The organism is Dactylosporangium sp. CA-152071 (assembly GCF_050936335.1).
Lineage (GTDB): Bacteria > Actinomycetota > Actinomycetes > Mycobacteriales > Micromonosporaceae > Dactylosporangium > Dactylosporangium maewongense.
The window spans coordinates 1,839,805-1,857,399 of record NZ_JBNJMZ010000002.1; the positions used below are offsets into that span (position 1 = coordinate 1,839,805).

Sequence of the window (17,595 nt, forward strand, 5' to 3'; positions counted from 1 at the left end):
CTGCATGTCCAACATCAACAGCGCATCGCGTGATCGGGGTTTATCCCAGGTCAATCCGTTGGGCGCGTGGGCTTTCGGGAGACAATGTCAATGAGATCCGGCAGCTCACACGTGCGGGTGAAGATCGTCGCCCTGCTGGCGTCGCTCGTCGCGCTCTGGGGGTTCGCCGCGTTCGTGACGCTGCGGGAAGGCCTCAACCTGCTGACGGTCACGACGCTCGACGAGACCGTCGGCCGACCCTCGGAGTCCCTTGTGGAGGCGCTGCAGCAGGAGCGGCGGCTCACGGTCGTCTACGTCGCCAACCCCACCGCCGAGCGCCGGCAGGCACTCGCCGACCAGCGGACCCGCACCGACTCGGCACGCCAGGACTTCGAGCGGCTCGCGCGCGGCGGGGATGCCAGGGACGCCGGCAGCGACACGCTCGACCGGCGTATCGAGAATGTCGCCGGAAAGCTCGGCAAGCTCGGTGAAACACGCGCCGGTGTTGACGCCCGCACGGCGGACCGGACCCAGACCGCCGCATTTTTCAGCGACATTGTTTCCGACACGTTACTGGTATTCGGTGCGCTGTCGTCACTCGACGACCCGGCAATCATCAACGACGGCCGGACACTCGTCGAGGCCAGCTATGCCCGTGAAATCCTGTCCCAGGAGGACGCGTTGCTCGCCGGTGTCCTGGCCGCGGGCAGGTTCACCGTCGCCGAGCACACCCAGTTCGTCAAACTGGTCGGGGCGCAGCGGGTCCGGTACGCGGAGGTCGCCGCCGCACTGCCCGAGGCGGACCGGGCCGCGTACGACGAGCTGGTCAACGGCGACGCGTTCAACAAGCTGCGCGCGACCGAGGACATGGTCGTCGAGCGGGGCCGGGTGAACGGGCCGCCGCCGACGGACCTGGCGACCTGGCAGGCCACCGTGGAGCCGGTCTTCGCCCAGCTGCGGGAGCTGGTGCTGCGCGCCGCCGACCACCTCATCGACCGCGCCGGCTCCGCCGCGATCGGCGTCATCGTGCGGATCTCGCTCGCCGGCGGCCTCGGCCTGCTCGCCGTCATCGCCTCGATCATCATCTCGATCACCACCGCACGGTCGCTGCTGCGCCAGCTGGAGCGGCTGCGTAACGCGGCGTTCACACTCGCCAACGAGCGGCTGCCCGGGGTGGTCGACCGGATCCGCCGCGGCGAGACGGTCGACGTCGCGACCGAGGCGCCGCCCCTGGCGTTCGGCCGCGACGAGGTCGGGCAGCTGGGCACCGCGTTCAACCTGGTGCAGGAGACCGCGATCCGCACCGCCGTCGAGCAGGCGGAGATGCGCCGCAGCGTCCGCGACGTGTACCTGAGCCTGGCCCGCCGCACCCAGGGGCTGGTGCACCGGCAGCTGACGCTGCTGGACGACATGGAGCGCCGGGAGAACGACCCGGACAACCTCGACGGCCTGTTCCGGCTCGACCATCTCGCGACCCGCATGCGCCGCAACGCCGAGAACCTGATCGTGCTGGCCGGCGCCACCGCTGGGCGGACCTGGCGCCGGCCGGTGCCGGTCATCGACGTCATCCGCGCCGCCGTCGCCGAGGTCGAGGACTACACCCGGGTCACCGTCGCGCCGCCGAACCCGGCCGGTGTCGCCGGTGTGGCCGCCGGTGACGCCGCCCACCTGCTCGCCGAGCTGATCGAGAACGCGACCGCCTTCTCCCCGCCGCACACCCAGGTGCAGGTGAGCGGGCAGCTGGTCACCAACGGCTATGTGGTGGAGGTGGAGGACCGCGGGCTCGGGATGAACGAGGAGGACCTCGCCGCCGCCAACGCCGAGCTGAAGGCACCGGCGGAGTTCGTGCTGTCCAGCACGGTCCGGTTGGGGCTGTTCGTCATCGGCCGGCTCGCGGTGCGGCACGGCATCCGGGTCGAGCTGCGCAGCTCGCCGTACGGTGGGACGACCGCCATCGTGCTGATCCCGGCATCGCTCATCGTGGCCACCGACCAGGTGGGGCCGTCCCAGGCGGCGCCCGCGGAGGCGGCGCAACCCGAGCTCACGGCGGGCGACGAGGGCGCTCAGGTCACGGCGATGCACGCGACCGCGCGCACCGGCGGCCTCCTGGTCGCCGCTCCCCCGGCGCGGTCCGCCCCGGCCGCCGCACGCCCCCCGGCGGCGGTCCCCGTGCGGGCCTCGTTGCCGGCCTCACCACCGGCCGCCGTGGAGCAGGCCGCGCCGCCCGCGGCCGCCGTGCCCACCGTGCCTTCCGGGCCCGCCGTGTCTTCCACGCCCGCTGGGCCTTCCGTTCCTTCGGCGCCGTCTGTACCGGCCGCGCTGCCGCCGACGCCGAACGGCCTGCCCCGCCGGGTCCGTCAGGCCGCCGCGAACGGCACGGCGCAGGACAACACCAACGGGGCGGCAGGCGAGCCCCTGAGCCCCGACGAGACCCGCCGCCGCTGGGCCAGCTACCAGCAGCAGACGGTCCGCGGCCGCGAACAGGCCGAGCAGGTTGGACAGGCGTCCGACGGCACCGGTGACCCGGGGCCGGGGGCCGACGACGAGAACCGGACCCGGTAAGTGCGGCGGGACCTGGTAGAAGGAGACAGTTCGGTGCAGCAGAAACATCCGGTCGCTGAGTTGCAGTGGTTGCTCAACGACCTCGTCAAACGCGTCGGGCACCTGCAGCAGGCCGTGGTGCTGTCGGCCGACGGGCTGCTGCTCGCGGCGTCCGACGGCCTCACCAAGGACGACGCGGACCACTTCGCCGCGATCGCGTCCGGCCTGCAGAGCATCGCCCGCGGCGCCGGGCGCCGCTTCGGCACCGGCGCGGTGCGGCAGACCATCGTCGAGATGGAGTCCGGGTTCATGCTGGTGACGGCCGCCGGACACGGCGCCTTCCTGGCGGTCCTGACCGGCTCCGACGCCGACATCGGCCTCGTCACGTACGAGATGGCCATGTTGGTCGCCCGGGTCGGCAAGTACCTGGCCACCGCCGAGCGCACCCCCGCGGACCCGGTTGACGCGAAGTGAGCGGGCAGATCGACGGCCCCGGCTGGGCTGACGACGAGGCCGGGCCGTTCGTCCGGCCGTACGCGATGACACAGGGTCGCACCCGGCCGTCGGAAGGCGAGTTCGACCTCATCGCGGTGGTCGTGTCCACGCAGCCGGCCGCCTCGATCCGCGGCGACCTGCCGCCGGAGCAGGCCGCGATCCTGAACCTGTGCCAGCGGCCGCTGTCCGTGGCCGAGGTGTCGGCGCACCTGCACCTGCCGCTCGGCACCGTGCGGGTGCTGCTCGGCGACCTGCTCGGCGCCGGGCTGATCCTGACCAGCGGCCCCAGGCCGGCCGCGCAGCCGCAACGTCACCACCTACTCAAGGCGGTCATCAATGGTCTCAACGCTCTCTGAACCGGCCGGCGGGGTGCTGCCCTCCACGGTGAAGATCCTGATCGCCGGCGGGTTCGGTGCCGGCAAGACCACGTACGTCGGCGCGGTCAGCGAGATCGAGCCGCTGACGACCGAGGAGCGGCTGACCGAGGTCGGGGTCGGCATCGACGACACGTCCGGCGTCGATGCGAAGACCACCACCACCGTGGCCATGGACTTCGGCCGGATCACCATCACGGCCGACCTGGTGCTGTACCTGTTCGGCACCCCGGGCCAGGACCGGTTCTCGTACCTGTGGGACGAGCTGGCGCTGGGCGCGATCGGCGCGGTCGTGCTCGCCGACACCCGGCGGCTGGCCGACTGCTTCCCCTCGGTCGACTACTTCGAACGCCACGGCACGCCGTTCATCGTGGCCGTCAACTGCTTCGACGGCGCGCCCGTGTACGACGCGGAGGAGGTGCGGATGGCGCTCGACCTGGACCCGCAGGTCCCGCTGGTCCTGTGCGACGCGCGGAACCGCAAGAGCGCCAAGCAGGGGCTGATCAGCCTGGTGCAGCACGTGATCGCCTCGGAGGAGCCGGCGCCGGTCGGCTGACCGTATGATCATGCGGTGACCGCGATCGCTGATCTCCTCGCGCCGAGGGAGGCCGGCGCGGTCTGCGCCGTCGCCAGCCACGTCCAGCGGGACCTGATCGCCTGCGCCGGGGCGTATCCGGAGCTGTTCCCCGCCAAGCCGTTCGACGGCCCGTTCTTCAGTACGATCGCCCTGGCGAACACGTTCTGCGCGCCGTGGCTCGACGCCGGCCAGCTCCGCCCCGCCAACCGGATCACGATGTGGATCTTCGCGGTCGACCGGTTGATGGACCTCCTCGCCACCTCCCGGGCCGAGATCGACGAGATCGTGGCCCGCTGCCTCGCCGTCGTCGACGGCGGCCCGGCCCCCGCGGGCGACGAGCTGGCCGGTCTCCTCGCCGACATCCGCGCCGAGCTCGCCACCTCACCGGCGTTCCCCGGCCTCGCCGGGATCTGGCAGGACGACGTCCGCAGGATGCTCGAGTCGATGACCCGCGACTGGCAGTGGAAGGCCGACCCCGCCGCGGCACTGCCCACATTGGACGAATACCTCGCCGGCGCCGAGTTCGGCTACTCCCTGGTGTTCCTGTCGCACTGGATCGCCACGACCGACACGCCCGTCACCGACACCGGCGCGCTGGTCTCCGCCGGCCGGCTGGTCCAGCAGATCATCCGGATCCTCAACGACTACGGCACCTACCAGCGGGACGTGACGTGGGGCGACGTCAACGCGTTGCTGCTCGGCGTCGACAGGGAGGTGGTCGACGCCAGGCTGGCCGCGCTCATCGAGGAGGCCGGCGAACGGCTCGCGCCGCTGATGGAGACGGACCGGCCGCTGGCGGTGTTCCTCGCCCGGCACATCACGTTCAACCAGGGCTTCTACGGCCTCGCCGACTACTGGGGCAGCCGCTGACCCACCGGCGCCCGTCGCCCGCGGTGCGGCAGCACCACCCCCGTGGCCGGTGCTGCCGCACCGGTCGTCAGATGCGGGTGCCGTCGCGTTCGTTTCGTGCGGCGAGGCGGTGGACCTGCCCGTTGTGCACGTCGCTGACCCACTCCCAGCCCGGCTTGGCCGACGGGCCGATCCGCGGGTCGTCGGGGACCCGGCCGTCGCGCAGGGCGAGCACGTACGCCCGGTCCAGCTCGATCCGCACGCGCACCTGACCGGCTCCGCCGACCGACCCGTGGCCGGGGACGACGACGTCGGCGTCGCCCGCCACCTCCTCCAGCAGCCGCAGCGCGGCGAGGTAGTCCTCGACCGGATCGGCGGCGGCGCCGTGCAGGTCGAGCATCGGGATCAGGACGTCGGAGAGCATGTCACCGGCGACGAGCACCCCGCGCTCCTCGATGAGCAGCGCCGCGTGGCCCGGGGCGTGCGCCTGATGCTCGATGATCCGGACCTGCGGGCCGTCCCACGGAATCCTTGCCGTCTCTGCGGGCAGGGCGGTGACGAGGCCGTACAGGTCCAGCGGGACCTGGCCGGCGATCTCCGTCTCGGCCAGGTGGGCGGTGATGTTGGCCTTCGCGTCCGGGTCGGACAGCTCCTCCCGGACGCTGTCCGCGCAGCTGGCCGTGCAGTACCGCGGGGGCGCGCCGAGCTGGGCATGCCAGAGCAGGTGGTCCCAGTGCGGATGGGTCGAGAAGCCGGCCACGACGGTCTGGCCCGAGGTGGACAGGTCGGCCGCGAGGCAGGCCATCTCGTGGTCCTGCACCCCGGGGTCGATGAGCAGCACTCCGGCGCCGCCCTGCACGACGACGGCGTTGCTCTTCAGGAACTCGCTCTCGTGGACCAGCACACCGTCCGCGACCCGCGTCAGCACGAGCCCGCCTCCTTCGCGTCCCGCACCGAGTAGCGATGCATCGTGACGCCGTGCTCGAACGATCCCTGCTCCAGCAGGTCGAGATCGATCGGCAGGTCGTAGTCGTCGAACAGCGGCCGGCCGAAGCCAAGGATCGTGGGATGGGTGAAGAGCAGCAGCTCGTCGAGGAGCCCCGCCCGGAGCAGCTGCGTGGCGAGCGTCGCGCCGCCCACCCCGATGGCGCCGTCGGTCTCGGCCCGGAGTGCGGCGAGCTGCTCGATCGCGTCGTCGCCGCCGATGACCCGGGTGTTGTGACCGGCGGTGTGCCGGGTGCGGGAGACGAGCACCTTGGGCGCGGTGGTCCAGATCTCGCCGTACTCACGCATGACGTCCGGCAGCGACGCGTCCTCGCGGGCCCGTGGCCAGTACTCCTCCATCGTCTCGTAGACGACGCGCCCCTGGACCATGAGCGCGAGCGCCCGCGCCCGCGTGTTGAACTCGCGATGCAGCTCCTCGTCGATGCGCAGCCACTCGCCGGCACCGTTGTCCCCGGGAACCTGCTCGATCCGCAGGTCGAGGGACACGTTCATCCAGTAGACGAAGCGGCCCATCCTCACCCTCACCCCGTAGTGGTTGCGTTCTGCAACCACTATATTGGTGGCGAATCACCTGTCAAGGAGGAGTCGTGGAACCACGGTCCGGGTGTCCGATCAACGCCGCCGTCGAGGTCCTCGGGGACCGCTGGTCGATGCTCGTGCTGCGTGACGTCATCTTCGGCGACCGCCGCTACTTCCGGGCGCTGCTCACCGGGTCGATCGAGGGCATCGCCTCGAACATCCTCGCCGACCGCCTCGTGCGGCTCGTCGAGGCGGGCATCCTCACCCGCGGCACCGCGTTCCGGGGGCAGCGCGCCCGCTACAGCCTCACCGAGGCCGGCATCCAGACGCTGCCGATCATCTACGCCCTCGGCAACTGGGGCCTCGACTGGCGCCAGGGCAGCGACGAGCTGCGGACCCGGCAGCAGCTCATGCGCGACGAGGGTCCGGCGTTCATCGAGGACCTCATGGACGAGCTCCGGGAGCGCCACCTGGACGCCCCGCCGAAGCCGCGCCACGGCCCGGGTCCCCTCGAGCGTCTGGACGCTGCCTATGCCGCCAATGCCGCTGAGCAGGAACGCCTCGGACGTGAGGGTGCCGCGGGCCGACAGCGCTGACAAGAAGGACCGTTCGAACAATTTACAAAGCCCACATTCGCCGGTGTTACTGAGTGAGGACTTTCGCCGTTAGGGTCGGACTCGGGTTCCTCACTGGTGAGGGAGAGCGCGGTGGCTCTGTCGTTCGAGGTGCAAAATGAGGCCGCTGGGCGGGTGCTCATCGTGCTGCACGGCATGCTCGACAGCCATGGGGTGGCGGTGTTCCACCGGGCCCTCGCCGCGGCCCTGGAGTGGTACCCGTCGCTGGTGGGCGTCGACCTGACCGAGGTCACGTGGATCGACTCCGCCGGCGTGGGCGCGCTGGCGGCCGCGTTGCGCGTCGGCGGGCAGGTGGGATACCGGCTGGTCGTCGCCGCCGTCAGCGCGACCGCGGATGAACGCCTGCGACGCAGCGGCCTGGCCGACTCCCTCAACGTCGCCGGGCGGGAGCGTCCCAGGCGCCCGGCGGGCTGACGTCGCTTCTTACTATCCGACGTGGACGTGCGGCCGGTGGATGCGGTCGGGCTCCTGCCGGCGCAGTACCTCGCGGGTGACCGGTGCGACCTCACCCTGCCCGAAGATCAGGAAGCGGAGGAAGTTGACGGCCGGGTTGCCCTCCGTCCACTCGAAGTAGATGTGCGGGCGCCGGCCCGTGCGGTCCCGGATGCCGAGCAGCAGCGCCGCGATCGCACTCGCGACGGCCGGGTTCTGCAGGGCGAGCACGCGGTAGCGGCCGTGCATGACCTCGCCACGCACGACGACGGCGGACGCGAAGTCGGAGGCGTCGGTGATGGACACCTCGACGAAGATCACGTCGGCGGCATCGGGGATGTCGTTGTCGGCCTGGATCTGCTGGAGCTTCTCCCGGTAGTCGAGGGCCGTGCGACGCGCGGGCTCCTTGGCGACCAGCCGGATCGTACGCCGGGCGCACTCGTGGATGAAGGTGCTGGCGGTCGCGTCGAACTGCAGGTCGGTCACCCGCAGCTCGAACGACCGGTCGATCCGGGACAGCACCGACACCAGCACGATGCCGACGATGAAACACCCGGCGATCTTCACCCCGTCCGGGCGTTCGACGACGTTGGCGATCGTGGTGTACGTGAGGACGGCGGCGATGACCACGAACGAGACGAACTTGCGGTGCTCGCGGTGCCGGTGGGCGGACAGAGCGGCAGCGACCGCCGCCGAGGTGATCAGCACGAGGACGCCGGTGGCGTAGGCGCCGCCCTGGGCGTTGACGTCGGCACGGAAGTAGACGGTGATCACGACCGCGATCACGAGGAACACCAGGACCAGCGGCCGCACCGCCCCGGCCCAGTCAGGTGCCATGCCGTAGCGGGGCAGGTACCGGGGCACCAGGTTCAGCAGGCCGGCCATCGCCGACGCGCCGGCGAACCAGAGGATGGCGATGGTGGACAGGTCGTACACCGTGCCGAAGACCGGACCGAGGTGCTCATGCGCCAGGTAGGCCAACGCCCGGCCGTCGGCCTTCCCGCCCGCCTTGAACTCCGCCGGCGGGATCAGAACCGTGGTGACGACGCTGGTGGTGAGCAGGAACCCGCTCATGATCAGCGCGGCCGTGGTGAGCAGCTTCCTGGTGTCACGGATCCGCCCGGCCGGCGCCTCCTCGCTGTCGGCCGGGTCACCGCGCACGTGCGGCATCACCGCCACACCGGTCTCGAACCCGGACAGGCCCAGCGCCAGCTTCGGGAACACGACCAACGCGATCGCCACGACCAGCAGCGGATTGCCGTGCTGGGCCGTCAACGCCGCCGACCAGTCGGTGACCGTCGACGGGCGGGTCACGATCAGCCACAGGCCCTCGACGACCACGACCAGGTTCAGCGTCAGGTACAGCCCGACGATCGCGACCGCGATGCCGACCGCTTCGGTGAACCCGACGAGGAACACCGCGCCGAGCAGCACCAGCAGGACCAGCGTCACCAGGACCTCGTGGTCGCGCAGCGCCGCCGGCCAGAACGGGTTCTCGTCCAGGTGCGCGGTCGCGTCCGCCGCGGACAGCGTCATCGTGATGACGAAGTCGGTGGCGGCGAACCCCAGCAGGACCAGCACGAACAGCTTCCCCTGCCAGAACGGCAGCAACCGCACCAGCATCGCGATGGACCCTTCACCGTGCGGGCTCTCCTGCGCCACCCGCCGGTACACCGGCAACGCCCCGAACAACGTGACCAGCACCAGCACCACCGTCGCCACCGGCGACAGCAGCCCCGCGGCGAGCGCGGCGATCCCCGGCTGGTAGCCCAGCGTGGAGAAGTAGTCCACCCCGGTCAGGCACATCACCTTCCACCACGAGTGCCGACGGTCCGCAGCCGGTTTGGCACCCGGACCCGCGTGCTGCAACGACCGGTCGTTGATCCCCGACAGCAGCCAAGCCCGGAACCCTGCCGTCACCGGGCCCGACATACCTGTCCACCGAGACCACCTCGCGAAGCGTCGGACATGTCCTGCACGGCGAGCCCCTACCCGACGGGCCCGGAAGTAGTAACCGACAACGGATGACTACTCAGCGGTGTCGTCGGGCGGCTCGGGCGGGGCTGATTCCGCCAGGGCGGCGGCGCGGTAGCCGGTCACGGCGTGGTAGACGAAGGCGCACGTCGGCACCGCGACGACGGCGCCCGCGATGCCGGCGAGGAGGGTGCCCACGCCGATGGCGAGCAGGGTCACCACCGGGTGCAGCCGGACGGCCCGGCGCATCACCAGGGGGTGCAGGAGGTGGCCTTCGGTCTGCTGGACGAGGAGCACCGCTGCCAGGACGAGCAGGGCGGTGGTCGGGCCGCGGGTCACGAAGGCCACCGCCACGGCGATCACACCGGCGACGGTCGCGCCGACGATCGGCACGAAGGCGGCGATGAAGGTCAGCAGGATCAGCGCCAGGGCGAGCGGGACGCGCAGCACGATCAGGGCGATGCCGATACCGATCGCGTCCACCGAGGCGATCACGACGATGCCGCGCACGTACAAGGTGACGGAGCGCCAGCCTGCCGCCGCCGCGGCGGTCACCCTGGCCCGCCGGGACGGCGGCACGAGCGTGGTGGCCCGCTGCCACGCCGTCGGTCCGTCCCGCAGCATGAAGAACAGCAGCAGCAGGGTCAGCACGCTCGCGGTGAGGATCTCGGCGGCGCTCACCGCTGCCGCCGGGCCGGGGATCGCGCTACGGAGCGCCCGCTCCGCCGCGTTCGTCAGCTCCGTGATCTGCCGTGCGTCGAGGTGCAGCGGTCCTGACACCAGCAGCTCGTGCACCCGGCCTGCGCCGGCGGTCAGCTGCCGCCGCAGGTCGCCGAACTGGCTCACGACCCGCACGCCGATCAGCACCAGGCTGCCGAGCAGGACGAGCAGGAGCAGGAGCACAGTGAGCAGCGAGGCCAGCCAGGCGGGCAGTCGCAGTGTTTGCAGCAGCCGGGTCAGCGGCCCGAGGAGCGCGCTGAGCAGCAGCGCCGCCACGACCGCCAGCACGACGGGAGCGATCACCACGAGGACGCGGATGAGCGCGTAGACGCCGGCGCCCAGGACGAGCAGGCATCCGGTCACCGCGGCGGCGGTCAGCAGCCATCCGGGCACGCGCGCGGCCAGCCGCACCGAGTCCGGTCGCATCCGGCCGCCGTACCCCGTCCAGGATCTCCAAACCCACCAGCGCGACCCGCCCGATCTCCGAACCACACCCGCGCGGGCCGCCGTTTCGAGGCCACGCCACCGGGTAGCCGCCCCGGCCACAGGGCGAGCGTGGAGGTGTCGCATGCGCAGACGGCTACTGGCGGCGGGTGTGGCCGCGGCCGTCGTGGCGCTGCACGCCGGGCCCGCGGTGACGGCGCTGCCCCTGGTACGCCGGCGCCTGCGGACGCTGAGCGGCGCCGGCCGCCCGGGCACCGTCGCGCTCACCCTGGACGACGGCCCCGACCCCGCGTCCACGCCGGCCTTCCTGGGATCGCTGGCGCGGCTGCGCGTCCCCGCGACCTTCTTCGTGCTCGGCGCCATGGCGGCGAAGGCACCCGGCCTGCTGCGCCGGATCCAGGAGGACGGGCACGAGATCGGGGTCCACGGCTGGACCCACCGCGATCACCTCCGGATGACGCCGGGCCAGGTCTACGACGAGCTCGCCCGGACCGCCGACCTGATCGCCGGGACCTGCGGGGTCCGGCCCGCCTGGTTCCGGCCGCCGTACGGCATCCTCTCCGCGGGGAGCCTGCTCGCGGCGGCCCGGCTCGGCCTGCGTCCGGTGCTGTGGAGCGCCTGGGGCCGCGACTGGGAGGCCGGCGCCACCCCCGGCACGGTGCTCGCCCACCTCCGGTCCGGCGGCATCCGCGGCGGCGCCACCCTGCTGCTGCACGACAGCGACTGCGCGGCGGCGCCGGGCGCCTGGCGGTCGGCGCTCGGCACGCTGACCACGGTCGCCGGTGAGTGCGAACGGCAGGGCCTGCGACTCGCCCGGATGAGCCAGCACGTCCCGTGACGGGCCAGCAGCCGTCGCGCCGGGCGGCGGTGCCGGTTACGGGCGCGTGATTGCGGGTAGCGCGCCGCCATGTGCGGCACGGATCTCTTCGCGGCGTCACGGGCCACCTCCTGCGCCGGGGCGGGCGCCTGACATGAGCAGTGCGACGAGAGCGCCGGCGGCACCCGTCCCGCTGGAGGCGCGGGCCCGAGCGGAGAACTTCCCGGTGGCGCTGCGGATCCTGCCCAGGGCCACCCGCGGGCACCTGTTCGCGCTGTACCGCTACGCCCGGTTCGTCGACGACCTGGGTGACGAGCCGGTCGTGGGGGTGACCGCGGCCGACCGGACGGCGATGCTCGACGTGTTCCAGGCGGAGGTCCATCGGCTGTACGACGGGCGGCCGGTGCAGCACCCGGTGCTGCGCGCGCTCGCCCCCACGGTGGACGCGTGCCGGCTGCCCGCCGGGCCGCTGCTGCGGCTGATCGAGGCGAACCGCGTCGATCAGGTCGTCACCCGCTACGCCACCGTCGAGGAGCTCGTGCGGTACTGCTCGCTGTCCGCCGACCCCGTCGGCGAGCTGGTCCTGCACGTGTTCGACCAGGCGGGCCCGGCACAGATACAGCTGTCGGGCCGCATCTGCACCGCGCTGCAGGTCGTCGAGCACCTGCAGGACATCGCGGAGGACCACCGGCGCGGCCGCGTCTACCTGCCCGCGGCCGACCTCGACCGGTTCGGCGTGCCCGAGACCGACCTGGCCGCGGCCACGGCGAGCGGCGCGCTGCGGGCGGCCGTCCGGTTCGAGGCCGACCGCGCGAAGGCGTGGCTGGACGCCGGCGAACCGCTGCTCACGACGCTGCACGGCTGGGCCCGGGTGGCGGTCGGCGGCTATCTCGCCGGCGGGTACGCGACGCTGCGGGCGCTGGAGCGCTGCGGATACGACCCGCTGCCCGGACCGCCACGCCCGCGCCGGCGCGACATCGCGGCGTCCTGGCTGGCCGCGATGGCCAGGAGCGTCGGGTGAGGGCGGCCGAGACCGTCGACGAGGCGTACCGGCGGTGTGAGGAGATCACCGGCCGGGAGGCCCGCAACTTCTCCTACGGCATCCGCCTGCTGCCGAGGCACAAGCGACGCGCGCTGTCCGCGGTGTACGCCACTGCCCGCCGCATCGACGACATCGGCGACGGCGACCTGCCCGCGGACGAGAAGCTGGCCCGGCTCGACCGGGTCCGCGAGTCACTGCACCGCCTGCCGGAAGCGGCGGTGCAGCAACTCGTGGACGACCCGGTGCTGCTGGCCCTGCACGACGCCGCGCGTCGGCTGCCCATCCCGCTGGACGCCTTCGACGAGCTGATCGACGGCTGCGCGGCCGACGTCCGCGGCACCACGTACGCCACCATCGACGACCTCCTGTGGTACTGCCGGTGCGTGGCCGGCTCCGTCGGCCGCCTGTCGCTGGGCGTGTTCGACACGGGCGCACCCGGACGGGCCGCCGAGCTGGCCGACGCGCTCGGCATCGCCCTGCAGCTGACCAACATCCTGCGCGACCTGCGGGAGGACCGCCATAACGGCCGCGTGTACCTGCCCAAGGACGACCTCGACCGGTTCGGCTGCAACCTGGAGCCCGACGGCGACGGCTTCGCCGACCCGCCCGACCGGTTCAGCGCCCTCGTGCGCTTCGAGGCCGAGCGGGCCGAACGCTGGTACGAGACCGGCCTGCGGCTGCTGCCGATGCTGGACGCGCGCAGCGCCGCCTGCACCGCCGCCATGGCCGGCATCTACCACCGGCTGCTGGCCCGCATCGTGAGCGACCCGATGGCCGTCACCCGGACGCGGCTGTCGCTGCCGTCCCGGGCGAAGGCCACGGTCGCCGTCCGCGCGCTCGTCAGGCGGACGGCATGACGCCGGGCCCGCCGGCGGCGGACGCGGGCCGCGAGGTGTGCGTGGTCGGCGGCGGGCTCGCCGGCATCACCGCCGCCGTCCGCCTCGCCGACGCCGGACACCGGGTGACGCTGCTGGAGCGGCGCGCCGAGCTGGGCGGGGCGACGTACTCGTTCGACCACGGCGGTCTCGTCGTGGACACCGGGCAGCACGTGTTCCTGCGCTGCTACGAGCGGTACCGGGACCTCCTGGACCGCCTCGGCAGCACCGGCCTGACCCGGCTGCAGCCGCGGTTCTCCGTGCCGGTCCTGGCGCCCGGGCGGGCGCCGCACGTGCTGGCCCGCGCCCGTGGCCTGCCCGCCCCGGCCCACCTGCTCCCGCCCCTGGCCGGGTACTCCCTGCTGAACGTCCGGGAGCGGTGGCGCGCGATCACGGCGGCCAACGCGTTGCGCGCCGTGGATCCCGACGATCCGGGCAACGACCGGATCAGCTTCGGCGGCTGGCTCGCGGAGCACGGCCAGGGTTCCCGCGCGGTGCGCCGGCTGTGGGACCTGATCACCGTCGCGGCGCTCAACACCACCGCGGAGCAGGCGTCGCTGGCCCTCGCCGCGCGGGTGTTCCGGACCGGGCTGCTGGAGCGGGCCGACGCCGGTGACATCGGGCGCCCGATCGCACCGCTGTCCAGCCTGCACGGCCGTCCCGCGCTGCGGCTGCTGACCCGGCTCGGCGTGCGGGTGGACACCGGGCGGCGGGTGGAGCGGGTCGAGCCGGACACCACCGGGTTCCGGGTCGCGATCGGCGGCGCCGCCGGTCGCGCGGGCCGGGACGAGCTCGCCGCCGACGCGGTCGTCCTGGCCGTGCCGCACACCGCGGCCGCGCGGCTGGTGCCGGCCGCGGCCTGCGACGACCGGGCCGGCTGGCAGGGTCTGGGCAGCGCCCCGATCGTGAACGTCCACCTGCGCTACGACTCGGTCGTCACCCGCCTGCCCTTCGCCGCTGCGGTGGAGTCCCCGGTCCAGTGGGTGTTCGACCGTACGCCGCCGTCGATGCCCGACGGTCAGTACCTCGTGGTCTCGATCTCCGCCGCGGACGACACCATCACGGTGCCCGCCGGGCCGCTCGCCGCCACCTACGCCGCCGCCGTCGCCGGGCTCTTCCCGGCGGCGCGGTCGGCGCGGGTGCTGGAAACGTTCGTCACCCGCGAGCCGCACGCCACGTTCCGGCAGGCTCCCGGCACCCGCGCGCTGCGTCCCGGCGCGGCGACCCGCCTGCCCGGCCTCGTCCTGGCCGGCGCGTGGACCGACACGGGGTGGCCGGACACGATGGAGGGCGCGGTCCGCAGCGGTCACCGCGCCGCCGACGTCGTGCTCGCCCACCTCATGTGTTCGAACCGAAACCTGGAGGGCACCCGTTGACCATCGCATCCGTTGCCTGCCTCGATCAGGTACCCGCCCTGGTCGAGCCCCGGATCAGGGACCTCCTCGGTCGCCTCGATCCCCGCAACCAGCGCGTCGGCGCCTACCAGCTGGGCTACTGCGACGCCGGCGGGGCACCCACCGCCGCCGGCGGCAAGGGCATCCGCCCGGCGCTGGCCCTGCTGTCGGCCCGCGCCGCCGGTCACCCACCCGAGCAGGGCGCGGCCGCGGCCGCCGCCGTCGAACTCGCCCACAACTTCTCGCTGCTGCACGACGACGTCATGGACCAGGACACGATGCGCCGCCACCGCCCCACCGCCTGGGCGGTCTTCGGCACCGCCGCGGCGATCCTCGCCGGCGACGCCCTCATGGTCCTCGCGCACGACGCGCTCGCCGGCGACGGCCGGCCGGGCAGCGCGCAGGCGGCCCGGCGGCTGGACGCGGACGTGCAGCGGCTGATCGCCGGGCAGGCCGCCGACCTGGAGTTCGAGCGCCGCGACGACGTCAGCCTCGACGAGGCCCTCGCGATGTCCGCCGACAAGACCGCGGCGCTGATGTCGTGCGCCTGCACGCTGGGGGCGCTGCTGTGCGGCGCGCCCGCGGCGCTGACCCAGGGCCTGTCCCGCTTCGGCACGCACCTCGGGATGAGCTTCCAGCTCGTCGACGACCAGCTCGGCATCTGGGGCGAGCCCGCGCGCACCGGCAAACCGGTGGGGTCCGATCTGCGGGCGCGCAAGAAGTCGGTGCCGATCGTGCACGCGCTCACCTCCGGTACCGCCGCCGGCGACGACTTCCGGTCGCTGTTCGCGTCCACGGAGGAGCTGCAGGAGGCCGACCTCACGACCGCCGGCCGGCTCCTGGAGGAGTCCGGGTCCCGGGACTGGGTCCAGGACGAGGCCGACCGGCACCTGGCCCGCGCGCTGGACCAGCTCGCCGCGCTCGAGCTGCCCGCGGACGTGCACGACGACCTGGTGGACCTCGCCCGCCTGGTGACGGGACGGGACCACTGATGACCCAGGTGCTGACGCAGGTCCCCGCCGTCGACGAGCTCTACGACCGGGCCCGGGCCGGCCTGGACCGGGCGGCGGCACACCTGCTCGGCCTGCAGGACGCGGCCGGCTGGTGGAAGGGCGAGCTGGAGACCAACGTGACGATGGAGGCCGAGGACCTGCTGCTGCGCCGGTTCCTCGGCATCTGCGACGAGCAGCTGACCGCGCAGACGGCCCGCTGGATCCGCTCCCGGCAGCTCGACGACGGCGCCTGGGCGACTTTTCACGGCGGGCCGGGCGACCTGTCCACCACCATCGAGGCGTACGCGGCGCTGCGGCTGGCCGGCGACGCGCCCGACGCGCCGCACATGGCGGCGGCGTCCGCGTTCGTCCGGGACCACGGCGGCGTCGAACGCAGCCGCGTGTTCACCCGCATCTGGCTGGCGCTGTTCGGCGAGTGGCCCTGGCACCAGGTGCCCGCCATCCCGCCGGAGCTCGTCCTGCTGCCCGCGTGGATGCCGTTCAACGTGTACGACTTCGCGTGCTGGGCCAGGCAGACCATCGTGCCGCTGGCGGTCGTGCGGGCCACCCGGCCCGTCCGGTCGCTGGGCTTCTCGCTGCCCGAGCTGCGCACCGGGCTGCGGCCGCCGCCACCGCCGCCGCTGTCCAGCCGGGCCGGCTGGCTGCACCGCCTCGACCTGGCCGTGCGCGGCTACGAGCGGGTCGCCGCCCGCTCGGTGCGCCGCCACGCGCTGCGCCGCGCCGCCGAGTGGATCGTGGCCCGGCAGGAGGCCGACGGCTCCTGGGGCGGCATCCAGCCGCCGTGGGTGTACTCGCTCATCGCCCTGCACCTGCTCGGGTATCCGCTCACGCATCCGGTGCTGCGGGCCGGGATCGAGGGGCTTGAGCGCTTCACCGTCCGGGAGCGGACGCCCGACGGGACCGTCCGCCGGCTGGAGGCGTGCCAGTCGCCGGTGTGGGACACGGCGCTCGCGGTCACGGCGCTCGCCGACGCGGGGCTTCCGGACGACCATCCCGCCCTCGCCCGTGCCGGGAGCTGGCTGGTCGGGAAGGAGATCACCACCCGCGGCGACTGGGCCGTGCGCCGCGCGGGCGTCCCGCCGAGCGGGTGGGCGTTCGAGTTCGACAACGACGGATACCCCGACACCGACGACACCGCCGAGGTGATCCTGGCGCTGCGACGCACCCCGCTGCGGGACCACGCCGTGCTGGACCGGGCCACCCGCTGGCTGGCCGGCATGCAGTCACGCGACGGCGGGTGGGGCGCCTTCGACGCCGACAACGACCGCGCGCTCGTCGCCGAGCTGCCGTTCTGCGACTTCGGCGAGGTCATCGACCCGCCCAGCGCCGACGTCACCGCCCACATCGTGGAGGCGCTGTGCGCCCAGGGCCTGGCCGGCTCGGCCGTCACCCGCGGCGGCGTGCGATGGCTGGTGCGGGCCCAGGAGCCCGACGGTTCCTGGTTCGGCCGGTGGGGCGCCAACCACGTGTACGGCGTCGGCTGCGTCGTCCCCGCCCTGATCGCCGCCGGCATCCGGCCGCGACACCCGGCGATCGTGCGGGCCACGGACTGGCTGCTGCTGCACCAGAACGGTGACGGCGGGTGGGGCGAGGACCTGCGCTCCTACGACGACGAGGCCATGCGCGGGCGCGGGACCTCGACCGCGTCGCAGACCGCCTGGGCCCTCCTGGCGCTGCACGCCACCGGCCAGCACCGCTCACCCGCCGCGCGCTGGGCGGTCGCGTGGCTGCTGCGCACCCAACGCCCCGACGGCACCTGGGACGAGCCGCAGTACACCGGCACCGGCTTCCCGGGCGACTTCTTCATCAACTACCACCTGTACCGGCTCGTGTTCCCGATCAGCGCCCTCGGCCGCGTGCTGCGGGACGTCCCGCAGGAGGACCGATGAGCGCGCCGGCACGGCCGCGGG

The 17,595-nt window shown here is 73.3% G+C and carries 17 protein-coding genes; 13 read left to right on the forward strand and 4 right to left on the reverse strand.

Translation table 11 applies throughout. The features are described from left to right. Positions 1 to 90: 90 nt before the first annotated feature. Genes ACQEVZ_RS48050 through ACQEVZ_RS48070 form a run of 5 tightly spaced genes read left to right on the forward strand, consistent with a single transcriptional unit; the run spans position 91 to position 4,836 of the window. Positions 91 to 2,541, forward strand: coding sequence for a sensor histidine kinase (locus ACQEVZ_RS48050; RefSeq protein ID WP_433381212.1), 2,451 nt, complete (start codon positions 91 to 93; stop codon positions 2,539 to 2,541). 33 nt (positions 2,542 to 2,574) lie between these two features. Beyond that, positions 2,575 to 2,994: a roadblock/LC7 domain-containing protein gene (locus ACQEVZ_RS48055; protein ID WP_344500208.1), complete on the forward strand. Its 420-nt coding sequence runs from the start codon at positions 2,575 to 2,577 to the stop codon at positions 2,992 to 2,994. Beyond that, a complete protein-coding gene (locus ACQEVZ_RS48060) occupies positions 2,991 to 3,371 on the forward strand; it encodes a DUF742 domain-containing protein (RefSeq protein WP_433381216.1) in 381 nt (126 codons plus the stop codon). The genes ACQEVZ_RS48055 and ACQEVZ_RS48060 overlap by 4 nt, the downstream gene beginning before the upstream one ends. Beyond that, positions 3,352 to 3,945 carry a GTP-binding protein gene (locus tag ACQEVZ_RS48065; RefSeq protein WP_354900825.1) on the forward strand — a complete coding sequence of 198 codons (594 nt, stop codon included), beginning with the start codon at positions 3,352 to 3,354 and terminating at the stop codon, positions 3,943 to 3,945. Before ACQEVZ_RS48060 ends, ACQEVZ_RS48065 begins: the two co-directional genes overlap by 20 nt. A 15-nt stretch (positions 3,946 to 3,960) precedes the next feature. Then, positions 3,961 to 4,836, forward strand: a complete 876-nt coding sequence (locus tag ACQEVZ_RS48070) for a terpene synthase family protein (protein ID WP_433381219.1) — start codon at positions 3,961 to 3,963, stop codon at positions 4,834 to 4,836. Positions 4,837 to 4,903: 67 nt separating this feature from the next. Here ACQEVZ_RS48070 and ACQEVZ_RS48075 read toward each other — a convergent pair whose 3' ends face one another. Further along, positions 4,904 to 5,743 (reverse strand): MBL fold metallo-hydrolase, encoded by an 840-nt coding sequence (locus ACQEVZ_RS48075; RefSeq protein WP_433381222.1) that lies wholly within the window; start codon positions 5,741 to 5,743, stop codon positions 4,904 to 4,906. Continuing rightward, entirely contained in the window at positions 5,737 to 6,333 is a 597-nt protein-coding gene (locus ACQEVZ_RS48080; RefSeq protein ID WP_433381225.1) for a dihydrofolate reductase family protein, read from the reverse strand. Before ACQEVZ_RS48080 ends, ACQEVZ_RS48075 begins: the two co-directional genes overlap by 7 nt. A gap of 74 nt (positions 6,334 to 6,407) precedes the next feature. Between ACQEVZ_RS48080 and ACQEVZ_RS48085 the strand changes: the two genes are divergently transcribed. Further along, positions 6,408 to 6,935, forward strand: a complete 528-nt coding sequence (locus ACQEVZ_RS48085) for a winged helix-turn-helix transcriptional regulator (RefSeq protein ID WP_433381228.1) — start codon at positions 6,408 to 6,410, stop codon at positions 6,933 to 6,935. Between the two features lie 111 nt (positions 6,936 to 7,046). Then, positions 7,047 to 7,388, forward strand: a complete 342-nt coding sequence (locus ACQEVZ_RS48090; RefSeq protein WP_433381231.1) for an STAS domain-containing protein — start codon at positions 7,047 to 7,049, stop codon at positions 7,386 to 7,388. A gap of 12 nt (positions 7,389 to 7,400) precedes the next feature. Here ACQEVZ_RS48090 and ACQEVZ_RS48095 read toward each other — a convergent pair whose 3' ends face one another. Continuing rightward, entirely contained in the window at positions 7,401 to 9,326 is a 1,926-nt protein-coding gene (locus tag ACQEVZ_RS48095) for an amino acid transporter (RefSeq protein ID WP_344500194.1), read from the reverse strand. Positions 9,327 to 9,434: 108 nt separating this feature from the next. Continuing rightward, entirely contained in the window at positions 9,435 to 10,526 is a 1,092-nt protein-coding gene (locus tag ACQEVZ_RS48100) for an AI-2E family transporter (protein WP_433381234.1), read from the reverse strand. A gap of 142 nt (positions 10,527 to 10,668) precedes the next feature. Between ACQEVZ_RS48100 and ACQEVZ_RS48105 the strand changes: the two genes are divergently transcribed. From ACQEVZ_RS48105 to shc, 6 genes are all read left to right on the forward strand, one after another. Next, positions 10,669 to 11,382 (forward strand): polysaccharide deacetylase family protein, encoded by a 714-nt coding sequence (locus ACQEVZ_RS48105; protein ID WP_433381237.1) that lies wholly within the window; start codon positions 10,669 to 10,671, stop codon positions 11,380 to 11,382. Between the two features lie 133 nt (positions 11,383 to 11,515). Beyond that, entirely contained in the window at positions 11,516 to 12,382 is an 867-nt protein-coding gene (gene hpnC, locus ACQEVZ_RS48110) for a squalene synthase HpnC (RefSeq protein ID WP_433381240.1), read from the forward strand. Continuing rightward, entirely contained in the window at positions 12,379 to 13,260 is an 882-nt protein-coding gene (hpnD, locus tag ACQEVZ_RS48115) for a presqualene diphosphate synthase HpnD (RefSeq protein ID WP_433381243.1), read from the forward strand. The genes hpnC and hpnD overlap by 4 nt, the downstream gene beginning before the upstream one ends. Then, positions 13,257 to 14,654 carry a hydroxysqualene dehydroxylase HpnE gene (hpnE, locus tag ACQEVZ_RS48120; protein WP_433381246.1) on the forward strand — a complete coding sequence of 466 codons (1,398 nt, stop codon included), beginning with the start codon at positions 13,257 to 13,259 and terminating at the stop codon, positions 14,652 to 14,654. The genes hpnD and hpnE overlap by 4 nt, the downstream gene beginning before the upstream one ends. Next, a complete protein-coding gene (locus ACQEVZ_RS48125; RefSeq protein WP_433381249.1) occupies positions 14,651 to 15,664 on the forward strand; it encodes a polyprenyl synthetase family protein in 1,014 nt (337 codons plus the stop codon). Before hpnE ends, ACQEVZ_RS48125 begins: the two co-directional genes overlap by 4 nt. Next, complete coding sequence (gene shc / locus ACQEVZ_RS48130) at positions 15,664 to 17,574, forward strand: squalene--hopene cyclase (protein ID WP_433381252.1); 1,911 nt, start codon at positions 15,664 to 15,666, stop codon at positions 17,572 to 17,574. Before ACQEVZ_RS48125 ends, shc begins: the two co-directional genes overlap by 1 nt. The last annotated feature ends 21 nt before the right edge of the window (positions 17,575 to 17,595 follow it).